At 50.9% G+C, this 17798-nt stretch carries 11 protein-coding genes; all 11 read right to left on the reverse strand.

Annotated elements, in window-relative coordinates:
* On the reverse strand, positions 1 to 2458 hold a 2458-nt coding region (locus GXX57_01675; GenBank protein ID HHV43364.1), incomplete at its 3' end, for a hypothetical protein.
* A gap of 155 nt (positions 2459 to 2613) precedes the next feature.
* On the reverse strand, positions 2614 to 3537 hold the full coding sequence (locus GXX57_01680) for a hypothetical protein (GenBank protein HHV43365.1): 924 nt from the start codon (positions 3535 to 3537) through the stop codon (positions 2614 to 2616).
* Positions 3538 to 3585: 48 nt separating this feature from the next.
* The gene (locus GXX57_01685; GenBank protein ID HHV43366.1) at positions 3586 to 5139 is read right to left on the reverse strand and encodes a hypothetical protein; all 1554 of its coding nucleotides are present in this window, start codon (positions 5137 to 5139) and stop codon (positions 3586 to 3588) included.
* 88 nt (positions 5140 to 5227) lie between these two features.
* Complete coding sequence (ruvX, locus tag GXX57_01690) at positions 5228 to 5668, reverse strand: Holliday junction resolvase RuvX (GenBank protein ID HHV43367.1); 441 nt, start codon at positions 5666 to 5668, stop codon at positions 5228 to 5230.
* Between the two features lie 239 nt (positions 5669 to 5907).
* Positions 5908 to 9960 carry a hypothetical protein gene (locus GXX57_01695; GenBank protein ID HHV43368.1) on the reverse strand — a complete coding sequence of 1351 codons (4053 nt, stop codon included), beginning with the start codon at positions 9958 to 9960 and terminating at the stop codon, positions 5908 to 5910.
* A gap of 431 nt (positions 9961 to 10391) precedes the next feature.
* Positions 10392 to 11045, reverse strand: coding sequence for a TrkA family potassium uptake protein (locus GXX57_01700; GenBank protein HHV43369.1), 654 nt, complete (start codon positions 11043 to 11045; stop codon positions 10392 to 10394).
* 19 nt (positions 11046 to 11064) lie between these two features.
* A complete protein-coding gene (locus GXX57_01705; GenBank protein ID HHV43370.1) occupies positions 11065 to 12432 on the reverse strand; it encodes a Trk family potassium uptake protein in 1368 nt (455 codons plus the stop codon).
* A complete protein-coding gene (locus GXX57_01710) occupies positions 12432 to 13715 on the reverse strand; it encodes a DUF3084 domain-containing protein (GenBank protein ID HHV43371.1) in 1284 nt (427 codons plus the stop codon). Before GXX57_01710 ends, GXX57_01705 begins: the two co-directional genes overlap by 1 nt.
* A gap of 40 nt (positions 13716 to 13755) precedes the next feature.
* Positions 13756 to 14838, reverse strand: coding sequence for a YjgP/YjgQ family permease (locus tag GXX57_01715; protein ID HHV43372.1), 1083 nt, complete (start codon positions 14836 to 14838; stop codon positions 13756 to 13758).
* Positions 14839 to 14843: 5 nt separating this feature from the next.
* Entirely contained in the window at positions 14844 to 15563 is a 720-nt protein-coding gene (lptB, locus tag GXX57_01720; GenBank protein ID HHV43373.1) for an LPS export ABC transporter ATP-binding protein, read from the reverse strand.
* A 128-nt stretch (positions 15564 to 15691) separates the two neighbouring features.
* Positions 15692 to 17782 (reverse strand): tetratricopeptide repeat protein, encoded by a 2091-nt coding sequence (locus GXX57_01725; protein HHV43374.1) that lies wholly within the window; start codon positions 17780 to 17782, stop codon positions 15692 to 15694.
* Positions 17783 to 17798: the final 16 nt, after the last annotated feature.

Consider the following 17798-nt stretch of genomic DNA (forward strand, 5'->3'; position numbering starts at 1 on the left):
GAGGTTGACTTCCTTCAAAGGTGAGCCACAGGGCAGTGGAATCTCCCTCCTCAGTGATCCCACCCGCCATAGCCAAGCCATCCAAGAGCCTAGCAGGACCTTGTAACGTATAAGTCCCTGGTCGGGCTACAGCGCCAAGGATGGTAATCTCCCTGCGGGCTTGAGGAACATACACCACACTGCCCGGTTCCACTGAGGGTTGACCCCAGGTCCCGCCAACCAATCGCTGCACATCAAAAACCTGTCTCGAACCATCAGATCCCAACAGGTAAACCTGTTGTCCATCTCCCAAGGCGGTCAATCCTCCCGCCATAGCCAAAGCATCTAGCAGACCGACCCCCTGACCAAGGTTAAAGACACCAGGCTGCCGTACTTCACCCAATACTGCGATCTGTCGCTGGGCCTTGGGTACATAGATGACATCCCTGGGCGCCACCTTGATATTGTCCTGGGATCGGTCATTGTTCAGGAAAGCTTCCAGATCCACCACGTGCAGTACCGGTCCGGAAAGGCCAGCTCTTGTCACCGTCACCTCAGCCAGGTTAGCCTCTTCCGTTGGTCCGCCCGCTAAAGCGATCATATCCAGCAAAGTGCCATCCGGCCGGAACTCGTAGGTGCCCGGCGACCGTACCTCACCGAGGACCACCACCTGACGGTCGGCCTTCGGCACAAGCAACACTTCACCACCAGACAACGGGTAATTCTCCGCTGAGAACGGCTGCTCCAGCACCCGATTCAAATCCACTGCCACCGTACTTACCGCATCACCGTCACGCAAACTCAAAGTAGCATTAGATAGATCCGCAGCAGTGGTAGGGCCACCGGCTAAAGCCAGGGCATCTAGCACCGTAAGAGTCTGGGTTAATCTATAGTAGCCGGGATTTCGCACCTCGCCGAGCACCAATATACCCCGCTGATCCGTGGGAACATACACCACATCCCCCGGCTTTACCATCATCGCGTCGGTGGTCTCTGCAAAGAGGGCATTAGCCAAATTGACCTCTTCCATGAATACCGACTGTTCTGTCTGTCGAGTAATGGCAATCCTGCGCTGATCCGCAGACATGGTCAAGCCCCCGGCCATGGCAAGCAACTCATAGAGGCTGATTCCTGCGTCGACTTTGTAGGTACCTGGATTGCGGACCTCACCGAGGATGATGGCGTGGCGCTTGGCCTCAGGAACAAAAATGATGTCCCCACCCGCTAGGTAAGGGTTGTCAGCATAGGGTTGGGCAGAAATGGCCCCGGTGGCATCCACCACTAGCGGCGTAGTGGTTTCCTTTGAACTGATACTAATCTTCGTTGGATCCGCTAGTTCCGTCAACCCTCCGGCCAGAGCAATTGCGTCCGTAAGCCGACTACCGGGTCTTAAGACATGGACGCCAGGCCGCTGAACTTGACCAAAAACGATAACCTCGCGCTCAGCCCGCGGCACATATACCACATCGCCGCCATATATATAACAGTCTGCCGTCTCTCCTTCCAAGGCTTTGTCCAGGCTCACCACGATTCGTTCCGGTTGGTCACCGGCGGTACGAGTAATCACGATCTCATCGGTAAGCGCATCGTCGGTAACATTCCCTGCCATCGCCAGCAATTCGAACAGACTGAGCTTATCGTGCACCGGGAAGGTCCCTGGACTTCTAACCTGGCCCAGGACCACGGCCTGCTCCACCTTGGGGACATAGATGATGTCTCCACCCTTAAACCGAATGCCTTCGGTACCTTTACCAGCCTGGTGCAAATCAAAATCAATGATCCGCTGTCCATCGGCCCCTTGCACAATAATCTGACGCAGATTTGCGTCTTTCGTATGACCACCGGCCAAAGCAAGAAGATCGATTAACCGCGTAGTCTCACCGATGCTGTAGGCACCTGGAGCGTTAACTTCACCTAAGATCAACACTTTCTCATCTTTGGGTACAAAAACTGTATCGCCCGATTCTAGGGTGATTTCGTCCCTTGTTCCCTGTTGAAGGATCTGGGCAAAGTCAATGAGCTGTACCTCACCGTCGCGAGTGAGCCGAACTTCTGTCAAAGAAGCCTCGGGGGTAAGCCCACCGGCTTGGGCCAACAGCTCCGAGATGGTGGCTCCGGGTTTAAGATGATACAGGCCGGGGTTACGCACTTCCCCAAATAGCCGTACCTGGATAGTACGAAACTCTTTGATCACTACTGTAACACGTGGGCTAACAATCAACTCTGACATCAGTTCTGCCAGTTCTGCCGCTAGCTGCGAGCTAGTCTTTCCTTCTGCCAGAATATCTTTAGTCAGGGGAGGTACATCGATGTACCCATCGGGCTTAATCTCAACCACCGTGAGTAAGTCGGCATGACCCCAAACAGAAATCTGCAACACGTCACCGGGCGCTAGCAAGTATTCATTTCCTGCACCGTTGACCGTTGCTGTACTCAGAAGAACGAGAAACACCAACATCAGAGTAAGCTTCGTTCGCATTTACCCACACCCCAGAACTTAAAGATATCCAGATCTATTGCACTATCATTCAAACTGATTGAAGGAGCAAGGTAAGGTTATGTAAGAAGTTCCAAAAATAGGGAGCCGCGCGAAGCGGCTCCGTCACGGTTAACGACAGTCAAACCATTCCTCACTTACTTAACAGGAATCCCGTGGATTGTTACTGTTTCAACTATCTCACTCACAATTACCGTCCCCACTGGCATCATGACCTCGTTGCCTTTCACAATGAACGCCAGGCCAGCACCAATGGGCGACCCCAATACTACCAAGCCTGCGGTACCAAGCAAGGCCGCGAGTCCCATGGACTCTTGATCCCCTTCTTTAAGTGATGGGATCAGCGCAATACTCGTCCGGTCAATACCCTTGATGGTACCCAGGTCCAGCACCACTTGGGCATCTCTGCCCAATTGCTTGGCTTGGGTTACCTGTTTAATCACTCCGGTACCCGTCGCACCCTTGGGAATTACCAAGACACCGTCTACGAACACGTTGTCGTAGACCCGGAAGTTGATGACGTCACCGTCCCGGTTCTTTGTGGAGTCAATCGGGCTCAACAGTTCTAGTTGCACCAAAGTACCTTGGGGCACCACCACGGTCTTAGTGTCAATATTGGGAAACAGCTCCAGCATCCCCCTGATTCTTCCGTCAAAGGGTCCCGTGAGAACCTTTCCATAGTATGCATTCTCCATGTACTCCAACTGTTTAATCAGGGAAGCATGCTCCCGCACCTGATTGAATGTCAGCCATTCTACAGCTGTAAGTGTCATTACCAGGTTACTGGCCAGTTCATCGCCGGGCGCCAGCATGTCCCAGATCAAATCAACCCGCGGTACCAAGCTGGACATCGAACTCCCGCTACTACCAAACAGATCTGTCTCCAACTTGGCCACCCGCTGAAATGGTGTCATGTCTTTGGGATCGTAGTCCTTACCATACACCATGGCCTCAATGATTGCAATCTTGTCCAAGACTCCTTGGGCCGAAACAGGAAAACTAGTGGATAGCAACATCAGACAAAGCAAAATAGCGGAGAATCTTTTCAACCTTCTGGCCATGCTTATCCCCCCATTTAGCGGAATATAGAAAATATGTTTAAATCAAGCTTAAAACCTAATCGTGAATTCTGCACTGGCTCGGTTTAACTTGCTCGCATCATTCTCTGAGAAATCAACCATCTCATATCCCAATTTGAACAACGCCTTCCCTCCCACTTCAAATCCTAACCCAAAGGAAGTGGTTAGGGAACTGACGTTACCTGACTGCAGGCTAATATCGGCCAACAGTTTCCGATCGTTGCCCAGCAAGTATTCCAGGCCAGCAGTCGTAGTCTGAGTAGTACTAACAATGTCCGATTCGGTATCTCTCTCCCCCTCCACCACTAGGCCGGCCTTCACCTTTCCCTGAGGGATTAGCACATCTAGCCCCACCGAGGCCTTAGAACGGGAAGGTCCCAGCTTCTTATTCAGCAGACTGTCCAAGTCCACGTACTCATATCCTGCGTGGAGAACACCTACATTATCCACTGTATAGTCCACACCGATGGATCTAGTCTTGCTAATCGCCGCCTCACCGTCAACAGAGGCATTGGCATTCTGGCCCAACTCTGTAACAAACCGCAGATCACCCATGCGCAATTCCATCTGATATGAGGCCGAATCGCCCTCATGAATACTATCACTGGTAAGATGGCTATATCCATCCAAGATTCGTCGATACCAGCCTGCCAATTCCAAAAGCTCATTGCTGTAATGGGCACCGATCCGGAAGGAACTTCCTGTATCATCCGACAGTGATGACTGAGAATACTCACCCATCAATTCCAATCCTTCGGCCACAGCCCAAGTTCCCCCAAGACTGGCCAGAAACTTAGCCTTTTCCTGGTCCCACACTCCCGAGGGAGCCCTTAGTGCGTAACTAGCATCGATCACCAACTGCTCGTTCAACCTAAAGTAGCCATCTACCGCGGCCAGATAGTCGTTCTCCTCCTTCGCACCAGGCTGACTAATCAACAATTGGGAATTCCAAAACCGAGAAGCTGCACTGGCAGGAAGCCAAACATAAGGACGCGCCCAGGGACCTTCACCCAAGGGTACCATACTAAGAACCAAGGGCGTGGCAGCTCCAGCCAACAGATCCTTCAGGGGAAATACAAGCCCCTGATATTCTTCGTCCTGACCAAGCAGCTTCGACAATCGCTCCACCACCTGGCCGTCTTGTCCATCCTTGCCAAAAATGTAGAATAGCTTGCTAGTATCTCCCGTTTCAACAGCATGCCAGTTCATCAGGGAGCTAACCTCGTAGGACATATCAATACCAAGGAGATCGAGTTCCGGTCGAAACTCCTTTTCCAACTTGAGCAGCAGCTCGGCACTAGCCGGGTTCAATACCTGAAACTTGACTCCTTCCTCTTCCCACGATCCCACGTTCAAACCATCTATGATCCGGGAAACCAACAGGGCCATTTCATAACGGCTTACCGTCTGTCCTTCCTTAAATCCCGCGGAATATACACTGTCAAGAAGACCGTAGCCGGCTAATTCTCGAAAGGCACTGTAGGACCAATGTTCTTTAGGTACATCGCTGAAGGAATCCAGGGCAGAGACAGTCCCGGTTAATGCCAAAACAAGGAGCATCACCAAACATGGAAATTTCCGCATCATCTGCCCTCCTTACACAAACCTGATAGGATATGATCTTCGCCGTGCTTATCCTTTTTTCCTTTTTGCTTTAGAACAGAAGAAGACTCTATTGTAGCAGGAAGAATCGCTCAGCTAGGATTTCTGCGACTATATCATCATAGGGTTCCGGAGGAACCTGCAGGGAGGTGGGCAACAACCGACGCCACCCGGTTCGTTTGTTATACTTCCAATATCTTTGCCGGGCTTCTTCGCTGGACCCATGCTCATCAACGAACACGACGGGCAACGTCTCTTCAAAGAGCTGAGCAATTCGTCGACCATAAGTCCGGTCTCCCACTACGATCAAGAGAGGACGATAGGTGGCGATAAGTCTCTTCACGGCTTTTTCCATCTCATCAGTGGCGACAACCTGACGAAATAGTGTTCCCTGCTGCTCAGCTATAGCAATACCACACTTGCGACTACCTGGGTCAATAGCTATGATCCGCAAATTCTTGTCTCCTTCATTGTCTTGACCCAACATGAGGGCGGCATAGGCAATAGCCAATTTATCCCTTGATACGAAGTATACTCTATCCGATCAGCCTCGTCAACCAGACAACACTGCTTCAAATCACCAAAAGAGGACAAGAGGAGAAAGCAAACCTTACAATACCCTACTTTACGCAAAATATGGGGAATAACAGCTTACCCCGATCCAAGGCAAGACTTCCAATGTCGCCGCCACGAAAAGAACAACAAAAGAAAGCCCCCGGGGCGCGCCCAGGGGCTTTACCTATATCCACCTTAGAAGGTAAAACCAACGGTAGCCAAGGCTTCCCAAACCTTGTAATCCTCATCCACGTTGGTTTCCCAGTTAAGGGACGCATACTCACTGCTCAAAGACAGGTTAAATCCGTTACCCAGCGGGTACACGTATTTCACGTCAGCCGTGCGAGCAGTATACCGATCGGACCTCTTCACGTCAAGACCGGTGCTTTGCTTTGCTTCCAGACGCAGACTACCACCGTAAACCTCGCGGTCTGCCGTCAAGGACAGCTTAGTCTCCGGAGCAAGGCTTACACTATTCAGCAGGTCATTGCTCTGGTCATAGGCTATCCCTACACCAATATTAGTGTCAAAGAGCCTGCCAACATAGTCCAAGCCAATACTGGCAGTCCCGATCTTCTCCGTTACCGCCGCGGTAACCAGATCCTCTGTGGTGGTCAATTGGTAACCGGCAGCAAAGCTAAGACCGTCACCAACATCCATCACAGACTTCAGACCACCAATAGTCTTGCGGTTGTCTTGCCACTTGTCTACCTCGGTCCACTTGTTATCCAAAATATCCCGAGTGATCCACTGGAAAGTAGCATCAAAGCTGATTCCAGGTCCAAGTGGCATATTATCAATATCCAGGGCCACTCTGTAGTGCTGACGATCGTCCGCACTGAGCATCCGCAAGTTGGCCGCGTCTACGGTCAACACCACCGGCAGATCGAAGGGGTTAATCTTCCTGCTCAGGGACATACGCCCAATGATGTGATCTACATCGGCAGTGGTATCGAGGTTTCTGGTAAAGTACGCACCTTGCAGGCTGAAGTCAAACACGTTGGCCTTCGCCTCCAGAAGGTTCTCCACCTGCCCGCTCTTACCACTTACGTCGTTCGTAGTTACATCCCTACGTTCGTAATCGAAGACAAAGCCCCTCAGGTCGACACCCTTCAGCGCAGTGATGTTACTAAGTTTGTAATGACCCTGTGTCACACTGGTGTCCAGCCGACCCACTTCTTGCTTGAAGGTTGCTCCAAGGACCGGAACCGAAGCAGACAGTACGTATTCCCTTTGGTCAGGCAACAGATCGCCGTCCTGTGTGCTTAGAGCCTTCGCAAACTTAGGACTGAAATTGTCATCTACATTGCCAAACCACACATCAAAGTCTACAGCACCGATCCGGGTCTTCAGTTTCAATTCAGTGGCGCTAGCCGGATCTTTACCCAACTTATCCAATGTGTACTTCAGATCGTAGTCGAAATTGGCAACGGTACCTACGGCACCAACTTGGGCAACACGGTCACGGGCGTAGGCCGGGGCACCAGCACCTACATAGGGATCGGTAAACCAGCTTACGAACCGACCGTATAGCTTGCCTCCGGAGATATCGTACTCCCCATAGACAGCGGCCAGGTACTCGCCAACATCGAGCCGACTGAAGTATGCATCTGCCCTCAAGTTATCGCTCAGCACCAAGTTGGCCTTAGCACCGAACATCTTCAGGCTCTCGATCTTCTTCTTGTCGATGGTGTACTTGTCAAAGGTACCAGCGATCTGGTTGTCATCCAAAGAGCCAAAATAGACCAGACGAAGCACGTTCGGTGTCTCAACCGTTACGTTCATGTCAGCAAGCCGCACCGCAAAGTCCGGTGTACCACCGAAGAAGTTGGTTAGAGTCGCCAAGTTCCCCTTAACCAGCACGTTATCACTGGGATACGCTTCAAAACCGATGGTCAGCTTGTGCGCAAACTGACTTGTGGGCAGATCATATACCGCCGGGAAAGAAGACTTGCTATCCCGCTCATGGGGATCCTTGTACAGCTTAGCGGCATCACCGGCAACAACCGCACGGTTGACCAGTTCTAGCTTGGTATCTCCATACAGCCAGAAATTGCCGAACTTCGCCACAAATTCATCAAAGGCACCAGCCAATGCATCGTGATCTTTGCGCAACTGCGTGGTAGCCTTGTCCAGATCATCCACTGCGGCAAACAACTCGCCCTGTCCCTTCTCGAGCTGAGCAACCCTCGCTTCAAGCTGCACCTGATTGGCCTTCAGCGCCTTGATTTCCCCATCTAAGGTAGCCACAAGACCCTGCAAGTTACTCAAGGCAGCTGCGTTAGCCTGTACCTTTTCTTCCAAGAGGTCAATGTTGGCCTCGAGGAGATCAGCACGCAGATTGGTGCGGTCGATCCTGAACATTAGGTCGTCGATCTTGGACTGTAGAACTGCATTCTTCGACTCAAAGAGCGACAACATTCCGTAAAGCGCATCAATTTCTTCAAGCAGTTCTGCTTCGGTTCCATCAAGCTTGGCCTCTAGCCGCTCCATAGCCAAGTTTGCTCTGCCAAGGCGGAACAATACGTCTTCAATCTTGGACTCCAGAATCTTATCCTTGGACTCGTACATGGACAACACCCCGTAGAGTCCTTCAATCTCGTCCCGAAGTTCCGCTGCGCTGCCATCCAACTTAGCCTCTAGCCGCTCCATAGCCAAGTTTGCTCTGCCAAGGCGGAACAATACATCTTCAATCTTGGACTCCAGAACCCTATCCTTGGACTCGAACAGCGACAAGAAACCGTAAAGCGCATCGATTTCCTCGCGCAATTCAGCCTCGCTTGCATCCAGTTCGGCCTCAACCCGCTCCAAAGCAAGATTTGTTCTGCCAATGCGGAAAACTACATCCTCAATCTTCGATTCGATAACGGCATTCCTCGCATTGACGAACGCATAGACCGCGTCAATCTCCTCAGCAAGATCAGCTTTAACGACTGTCAGCTGCTCAACAATGGAGGCAGTCTTAAGATCGATCAGAGCCTTCAATGCATCGGTGTCCTTGGACAACGCAGCCAACTGCAAATCAAAGGACTCCATCTGGCTATTGAGCACGTCGACCACTTGCTGAAGTTTGGTTGCCAGTTCAGATGCTTCGCGGGCAATCTGCTCAGCGGACTTGCTGACCTCGAATCCTTCTTTGGCCACAGTCAATGCCTCGGTCGCCGAAACCTGAGCACTCTGTCCCACTTTCAAAGCATCTTCGCTTAAGGTTTTTGCCTCTTGCCCATAGGCCAAAGCTTCAGTGGATCTAGTCAGAGCCAAATCACTGTTCTGGACGGCGTTCTTAGCCATCTCCTTAATCTCATTGTCCAGCACGTCTCCAAACTGCTGCACTAAAGCCTCAGCCCGGTTTGCCGTCGCAGCAGTGACGTCACTCAAGGTCTCAAGTTCAGCCACAACCTTCTGAATCTCAGCCACTTGCTGCTGAGCCTCTGCGGCTGTGGAATAGGCAACATTACCAATGCGCATAGCTTCAGTGGCTGCGTCCTTACTGGCCTCGGCAATCTCGCTGCTGACACGGGCAACCTCAAGAGCCCTTTCCACCGCCACTTGGGCCTCCGCCAGAGCCTTAGCGTAGTCAGCCAACTGATTATCCAGTCGTTCAGTGCTACTGGCTGCCAATTCGGCAATAAGCCTTACTTGGTCGAGATCGTTGTACAGTTCCGCAATCTCTTCACTGCTCACCAGCAACTCCAAAGCTTCTTCCTTGGAGAGCCCGGGAGTGAGCTCACTGAGTCTCTCCGCAACCAAGTCGGTTACGAGGGCTCTAACGTAGACCTCGATCTGCTGTTTAAAGGCATCTTGTTCAGCTGTCAACTGCTCAAGAAGCAATGCCTTTGCAGCGTCAAAGTCAGCCTGCAAACCAAGCTTCGCCTTTTCTAGACTAGCTTTAATCTCTTCCTTTTGCTCCATGGATGCTCTGTCTAGGACAGCCATGGCCTCGGCAAACTTGGCAGAAAGGGCATCAAGCTCTGCAGCGATTACATCCGCCAGCTCTCCAGATACATCCTCGCTGATGCGGGCCGCAAAGCTCTGCAACTTTTCATCCAGTTGCCAATCGATCTCAGAGGCCGCAAAGTCTTTGATATCCTCGATGAGCCGGGATACCACCATGGCCATTTCATACCTGGTAAATGCATTGCTACCCTTAAACTCTCCATCAGGATAACCAATGACGATTCCAGCCGCAGCCAGATCAACAATGGCATCATAGGCCCAATGATGATCGGGCACATCCGGAAACGGCATTTTTGATGCATGAGTAGTAAAAACTAATCCTACCACAAGTACAAGGATCGCAACAACTACAGGCGTTGTTCGTTTTAACATGTGATAGTACCCTCCCTCATAAGCATGTCAAACTCCTTCACACACATCCCCTATGTAAGTGGTGCCTCCATAGGGTACGACAGTTTCGATTTCAATCTCAATCTATGATATACTCAACTGCCCGGCTGGTATCTGCGCTACTACGAAAGAATAGCACCTCCCTTTCGGCAATGTACCTGCCGGACGCTAGATGGAGATCGCGTACAGACAACATCCGGCACTTCAATATCACATTCGCTAGTTGCCTGCAAAATCCTTCTTGAAATGCAAGATATCTTCAGCTGAAAGGGGCTGCAGTAAGTGGAAAGCAACAAATTCTGTCTTGAGTGATGTCTCAAATCGTAACGGGATCAATCCCGCTGAAAACGCTCAAGCTGCTTTCTAGATCCAATGACTACCAGAATATCGCCAGCAAACAACCGGTCCGTGCCACCGGGCGAAATGTTGACCTCATCACCTCTTTTCACTACCAGCACTGTAATACCGTACTTCTTGCGCAGATCTATCTCGCCCAAGGTCTTGTTGTCAAACCTCGGGGGAACAATGGTCTCAGCAATATGGTATTCGGGAGCGATTTCCATATAGTCTAACAAGTTCACAGAAACCAAAGCCTGAGCCACCCGGACACCCATATCCCGTTCCGGGAACACAACGCGATCTGCGCCCACCTTCTCCAATACCGTGCCATGGAGATGATTCTGGGCTTTGGCCCAAACCCTCTGCACACCTATGTTTTTTAGGAGCAAAGTAGTAAGGATGCTGGCCTGAATATCTTGGCCAATCGCTACGATGGCCACATCCACATTCCGTACACCGATCGCATCTAGGGCACGCTCGTCGGTAGTATCGGCCTCCACGGCCTTAACCACGCGATCGGCGATATTGGCCACCCTTTCGGGATCTTTGTCCACCGCAATAACCTCATAGCCTCTCTCGCTTAACTCCTGGGCCACACTGGTACCGAATCGGCCTAAGCCCAAAACAGCAAAGCTCATTGGTTGCATCTGTGAACACCTCGCGCTTCTAACCCACAATCACTGTTCCTTCGGGATACCTTACTCCAGAACCTGGAAAGCCATGAAACTTGCGACCCAAAGCCAACGCCAGGGTAACAGGTCCTATCCTTCCCACAAACATAAGGATAATCAAAAGAAGTTTGCTGGAAGAGGACAGTAAGGGAGTAATCCCCGTAGACAAACCTGTTGTACTAAAGGCGGAGACTACCTCAAAAATCACGTCCAGTACTGGCAAGTCCTCGATCACCAACATCACCAAGGTCACTGTTAACACCAAGACTAGGGCTAGTATCACGATACTCAACGCTTTACGAACGGTAGTCTCCGGAATGCGTCGACCAAAGACTACTGTGTCACTCTGACCTTTGATTGTACTAATCACAGTCATCACAAGACACGCGGCAGTCGTTGTCTTAATGCCCCCACCAGTAGAGCCAGGCGAAGCGCCGATAAACATCAAGAAGATGAAAAAGAAGAGGGTAGCCGCACGCATTCCATCTACAGGAATAGTGCTAAATCCGGCAGTGCGAGGCGAAACCGACTGAAACCACGTGGCAAGAAGCTTCGTTTCACCCTCTAATGGACCTAAGGTAAGTGGGTTGTTTCCTTCCACACAGAACACGAAGACAAAACTACTGGCCATCAGTAGCGAGGTAGTAACCAACACGAGCTTAGAATGCAAAGACAATCTCCGAAAGGACGACCTCAGCAAGAGAGACTTAAGTAACAACTCACCGATCACCAGAAAACCTAATCCACCGGCGATCACTAGCAGAGATAGCACTATGTTTACGAGCACGTCCCCCACATATGCCTCAAGGTTCGGACCAAGAATGACAAACCCTGCATTATTGAAAGCAGAGACTGAATGAAACACAGCAAAATACAGCGCTTGTCCGATGGGCATCTTGCCCATCCAACGGATAAAAAGAAAACCAGCACCAAGGATTTCTAACCCAAGACTTAACCCCAGAACTAATCGAATCAAACGCACCACACCGGATAGGGTAATGGTGTTTAGTTCTTCCTGAATAGCCAGCCGGTGACGCAGCCCGATACGCTTCCCCAACAACAGGGCAAACAAGGTTGAGATAGTCATGATCCCCAATCCGCCAATTTGAATGAGTAGCATGATGACCAGTTGACCAAATGTGGAAAAACTAGTAGCTACATCCAAGACGCTCAAACCAGTAACACAAGTGGCGGAAGTAGCCATGAAAACAGCATCAAGAAACGACAACTGCACACCGGGTTGACAGGAAGCGGGCATCTGAAGCAGTAGACCTCCACCCAGAATCACAATCAGATATCCTAAACCCAATACCTGGGCGGGTCTTAGTTTCCATCCCGATAACCCAGCAATTCTCCGTACCATTACTCCGTTCCCTCGGTTACAATTACCTCAAACCCGATTTGTAGTTTACCCGTATTCCACGTCTCATGACGTGCCACGGCATTGACGATGACTTCACCCTCCGCCTCCCGCACAGCGGCGATGGCTTCGAAAAATTCCTCTCCAGTTGTCTGCCCCACTCGCCCTTCGCTATCGGTAATCATCCCTTTCACGATGGCCAGTTCATTTACTTGACGCAAAAGTGCCAGTATTATATCTTCAATATTTTGGGCATCGGTTACCGTAACACTAGCAATTACCGCACCCTTATCGAAGACCTTTTGTCTAGGTTTCAGATCAAACCAGATCACCAGCGGCTCTCCCATTACAGTATTGCCATAGGACATAGCACGAACTACATAATGTCCACTTTCATTGCCGAGAATACGAACCACCTGGTCAAAGTGTTCCTCTGACAGAAGCACAAGGGCGTAATCATCCTTGCCCTCAATACGAGCACCTCGATTCAGAGCAATCTTATTGGCGTTCAACAAGAATTCAACGAGGTCCTGCTGGGCAGCATCATAGCCTTTGCCACCTTCAATAACTTGAGCATAAACGATCTCATTGGTAGTGAAGATAAAGTGACCATAACGCATCTGTTCGCTGAATCTCTGGTACGCATCATATAGTGCTTGATACTGCTCAAAGAGGTCAACGATCCTGGCCTCTAGCATGGCTTCCCGTTGCTGCAATTCCTGCAATGTTGCCTGGATCATCTCGCTAGCCGCCTTCAGAGTCTCTACTCGCTCCCTTTCGAACACCAGTCGCTCTTCGGTGTTAACCAGCGCTGTCTTGGCCTCCAGATAAGCGTTGTGCACCTCCTCGAGCTCTTCCATGGCTACCGTCCATTCATGTCGCACCGCTTCCAATTCAGTCATGGCGTCATTCCGTTGTTTTTCCACTAGGGATAGTTCCTCGGTTTTGGCCTCCACTTCCAACCGCAACAATTCTACCCTAACTTGCTGTTCGTTCAGGAGCGCCTCGGCCTCACTGAGCAATCTTTGACTTTCCAAGTAGCGGCTTTCGCTCGTAGCTAAAGCCTCTTTGATCTCTTCCATGTGAAAAAGAGCCATCCGCACATCTTCTGACACAATAGACAAAATTACCACACTGGCAGCGACAATTACTATGCCGGTGAAGATCGTGATGATCATCGAAGTGTATCTGGGTCGAATCCCGAAAAGGGTCAGCCGCTTTTTGCCAACTTTCATCCCAATGCGGTCGCCGATAAAGGCAATAATACCACCGATAACGAGGAGCACGAGTATTATTAGACCGCCCACGATCCGACCCTCCAATCCACTATTTTTTTACCTTAATGATAAGCACCACTGCAGCAACCATCAGAACCAAATTTGGCAACCAAGCCCCCAAAAAGGGATGCAATGCCCCACTTTCCCCTAGGGCAATACCAAAGGTCATGACGACGTAATAGACCAGGATTATCGCCATACTCATGCCAAACCCGACCGATGACGCGGAACGATGTGACTGAACACCCAAGGGAGCACCAACAAGGGAAAACATCAACGCAGCAGCCGGCATTGCATAGCGAGAGTGATATTCTGTGAGCAGTTTGCGATCTATATAACCCGCCTTACTTTTCAAAATATTAATATACTCTCTCAGCTCTCTGGTTGTCATTTCGTCGGGAGATTTCTGGCTTCTAGCAATATCTGTCGGTCGAAAGGCAATATCGGCGGGCTGTCGTCCCTGGCCAAACCTGATAGTGGATATTCCCTCTTCCGGATCATGGTAGTATACTTCGGCATCGTTCAAATACCATTGATCCTCATCCCAATATACAGACTTAGCATAGGTCGTGACCTGAGGCTTACCATCAGCTAGGTCCATGATGGTGACATCGTACATGACCTGGGCTTGTCCATCGAACTCCGCTGCATAGAGAAACCAAGTCATGCGCTGCCTCTCGTACCTTCTAAGGATAACATTTTGCTGAACCATTGACAAGCTGGTCCCCTTTACCTCCTCAGCGACGATCCGCGCACTGTGCAAGTTGGCTTTAGGCAAAACGTACGCGCTCACTACCAAGGCAAGGCACATCCCTATAAGCCCCACTATCACTGCGGGACGGCTCAGTTGGTAAAAACTCATTCCAGCTGCTCGCATCGCATTGATCTCACTGTTTGCCGATAGCTGACTCAAAGACATCAATACTCCCAGCAGAACCGCCATCGGCAGCACCCAGACCATAATTTGGGGCAAAGCTAAGCAAAGGAGTAACCCGGCGGTTTTCCAAGACGCACCGTATTCTGTAACGTAGCGGATAACCCTGAGGATCTCGCTACCTAGAAAAATGCTGCTAAATACACCTATTCCGAATATTGTGGGGGTCACCAATAGGCGAGCCAGATACCTATCCAACAACCTCATAGGCTAAACCGATCTCCCAAGTAGAATTTCCGGGCCATTGGATCCAAAGCAATCTCGCCGGACGGCCCCTCCACAAGCACACGGCCTTGATGCATGATATAGGCACGGTCGGTGATGCTCAGTGTTTCCCGCACGTTATGATCTGTAATAAGTAAACCGAGCCCCTTTTCCTTGAGCATGGCAATTATCCCTTGAATATCAGCAACGGCAATTGGGTCTACTCCAGAAAAGGGCTCATCTAACAAAATATAACGTGGTTCTGCGGCCAAAGCCCGGGCAATCTCCACCCGGCGCCGTTCTCCTCCAGAAAGAACTGCTCCAGGCTGCTTGCGGATTCCTGCGATATCGAACTCCTGTAACAACTCTTCGAGCCGCTCTCTGCGCTCCTTCGATGTGAATGGCATCAATTCCAATACCGCCATCACATTGTCCTCGACGCTGAGCTTTCGAAACACAGACGGTTCTTGGGCCAGATAACCGATCCCAAACCGTGCTCGCCTATACATGGGCCAGCGGGTCATGTCGGTTCCATCAATTATTATACGACCGGCGGAAGGCCTTTCTAGACCAACAATCATGTAAAAGGTCGTAGTCTTTCCCGCACCGTTAGGACCCAGCAATCCGACAATCTCCCCTGGTTCCACTTTTATACTAACCTCATTGACCACCTTACGTCTTCCATAGCACTTGACCACTTTCTCCACAACTATTGCCATTCTTACCATGCTCCCCATCCAGATACCCACGCCGATATGCCTTTATTATAACACCACTACCTATAACGGCAAAGGCCCTCCCAAATCTGGAAGGGCCTTGCGCATCAAGCGGAAAAGCTAGTCGTCTCTTAATCTTCAGCAATGGGCTCACCGGTCAACAGACTGAAAAAGGCAGCCCACAGAGCCTCGGTAGCCCGGTTCCAATCCTCAACCTCGTAATTCTCCACTACATCAACCGCTCCAGGGAGGATCTCCGTCCGGAGGCGATCCCAGAGCGCTCTAGCCTCAGCAGCGATCTGGTTTACATCCTCACGAGCCTCCAAAGCAGTCTGGATGGTAAGCATAGTTCCCAAGGGATCTTGCAACAGGGTCTTCAAGAACTCTTGCTCATCTTCTTCAAGCTCCTGCCAACCCCAATCCTGTCGATTCACATCGAGTCTCCAGCCGAAGCCGGCCAAGACCTCATCAAAGGCAATCGCCACGGCAGTCATATCTAGTTTCTCGGCTTCTTCCCGCAGTTGTGGAAGAGCTATGTCCAATACTTCAGGCATAGCCTTGAGCTCATCCTTAACCTTCACCAAATGTCGAACCGCACCGATGAGTAGAGCTGCCTGGTCAACATCCAACTCAGTGACCTTCACCGCTGCTTCCCGAACCATACTAGTGGCCACTGCAGCCCGGAGGTTCCACCCATCGTCACTAACCTGGTCGAATACCTCCTGGGTCGTATTCAGGATAGTCTGCAACCGAGCACCCAGAGAGTCTTCCCCTACCCAGAGTGTATTGAAGAGGAATTCGTTGATTTGCTCAGCGGTCTCATCGAAGTCTGCCCCGGGGGTAACAAGCTCTGCCAATCTGTCGTAGAGCATATACTGAGTCTCTCGCAGCAGAGGTATGATGTTGGCGGCACTTACCTGCTGATTGCGCAGGTACTCGAAACAATCGGTGAATACCGCCCTGACATCCTCTTCGACAATGCCCACTTCATCCAAACGAACAAAGAAGCTAGGCTCGATTGTCTCATAGTAGGTTTCCTGGATCGCATCGATTGCACTGTTCAACCCGCTGCTAAAGGCGGCATAAACAACATCGACTATCTCCAGGCTCAATTCGTAATCGGGATAGGCGATCATTCCTTCACTGATCGCTTCCAAGCTCTGGGCAATATAATCCTGGATTTCACTTTCAGCATAGTCCCCTGCGAAAGCGTAACTGAGGCTGTCTCCAAAGACGAAAACCGACTCTCTCATCTGCCCGACGCTCACATGCAATTGGGACAGATTCGCATAGCGAGTTAAGCTGGGGAAAAGCTCAGCCAAAAGGCTCGCATATTCCAGAGCCTCATCAAAAGCGTAGCTGTCCATCAGACAAAGCACCAGTAGTTCGAGATCCTCTTCCTTAGGCGTGGTACCAGGCCAGTTAACCGCCGTCTTTAGATGTTGAATGGCCTCTTCCCACTTGAACAGCTGGAACTTGATATTTGCCAGCAGAGAATACATCTCCGGCGTCTCGTTGTCCCCCGCCAGGCGCAGGCCTTCTTCCACATCCTCTTCGGCTGACGCATATTCGCCAGCAAGGTACCGATTCTCTCCCCGAGTTAAGTACGCTTGGCTGAGAGGCCAGGCATAGCTGTCATCTAGATCGTAAGCTTGCTCCAGGTAGTAAATCTTCTGATTGAGATCAGTGGTACCCTCGGCAAGCTCAAAGTAACATTCGGCTTGGGCCTTCGCATAAGTAGCCGCATTGCTCGGATCATCTTCCGCCGCAGCGGCATACTTCTCAATTGCAGCTTCATAGTCTCCAGACTCGAACAAGTCAGCAGCCCAAGCGGCATACACCTTTCCGCGCTCGACAATATAGTCATCTTTTCCGGAGAGGTCATATGCATCGGTATAAGCATCTACTGCCTTTTGGTACTCCTTCGCACTCAAATACAAGCCACCAAGGGCGATGTATACGTCAACCTTCTTATCGTTGTACCCAGCGGTCCCCGCCGGATTGGCCTCAATGGCCGCATCTAGCTTCGTAAGGGCTTCTTCCAGATCATCTATGGTGTCATTCGCAGCTAACGCCATCGCCCAGTCAGCGTAGGTGTCTCCATACGCCCCTTGGTACTCGTCAGCCAGTGGCTCCCACAGGGCAAAGGCTTCTTTAAAGTAGCCGATGGCTTCCTCAAAACGTCCTTCGCTTCTGGCCACGATGGCCTGCTGCACCAACATCCGAGCCTCGGTCTCA

The sequence above is a fragment of the Bacillota bacterium genome (assembly GCA_012839765.1).
Lineage (GTDB): Bacteria > Bacillota > Limnochordia > DUMW01 > DUMW01 > DUMW01.

Coding starts and splice junctions, on each gene's coding strand:
- GXX57_01685 (HHV43366.1), bottom strand. CDS start 5,139: ATGCGGAAATTTCCATGTTTGGTGATGCTCCTTGTTTTGGCATTAACC.
- GXX57_01695 (HHV43368.1), bottom strand. CDS start 9,960: ATGCCGTTTCCGGATGTGCCCGATCATCATTGGGCCTATGATGCCATT.
- GXX57_01705 (HHV43370.1), bottom strand. CDS start 12,432: ATGGTACGGAGAATTGCTGGGTTATCGGGATGGAAACTAAGACCCGCC.
- GXX57_01725 (HHV43374.1), bottom strand. CDS start 17,782: ATGTTGGTGCAGCAGGCCATCGTGGCCAGAAGCGAAGGACGTTTTGAG.
- GXX57_01680 (HHV43365.1), bottom strand. CDS start 3,537: ATGGCCAGAAGGTTGAAAAGATTCTCCGCTATTTTGCTTTGTCTGATG.
- lptB (HHV43373.1), bottom strand. CDS start 15,563: ATGGCAATAGTTGTGGAGAAAGTGGTCAAGTGCTATGGAAGACGTAAG.
- GXX57_01700 (HHV43369.1), bottom strand. CDS start 11,045: ATGCAACCAATGAGCTTTGCTGTTTTGGGCTTAGGCCGATTCGGTACC.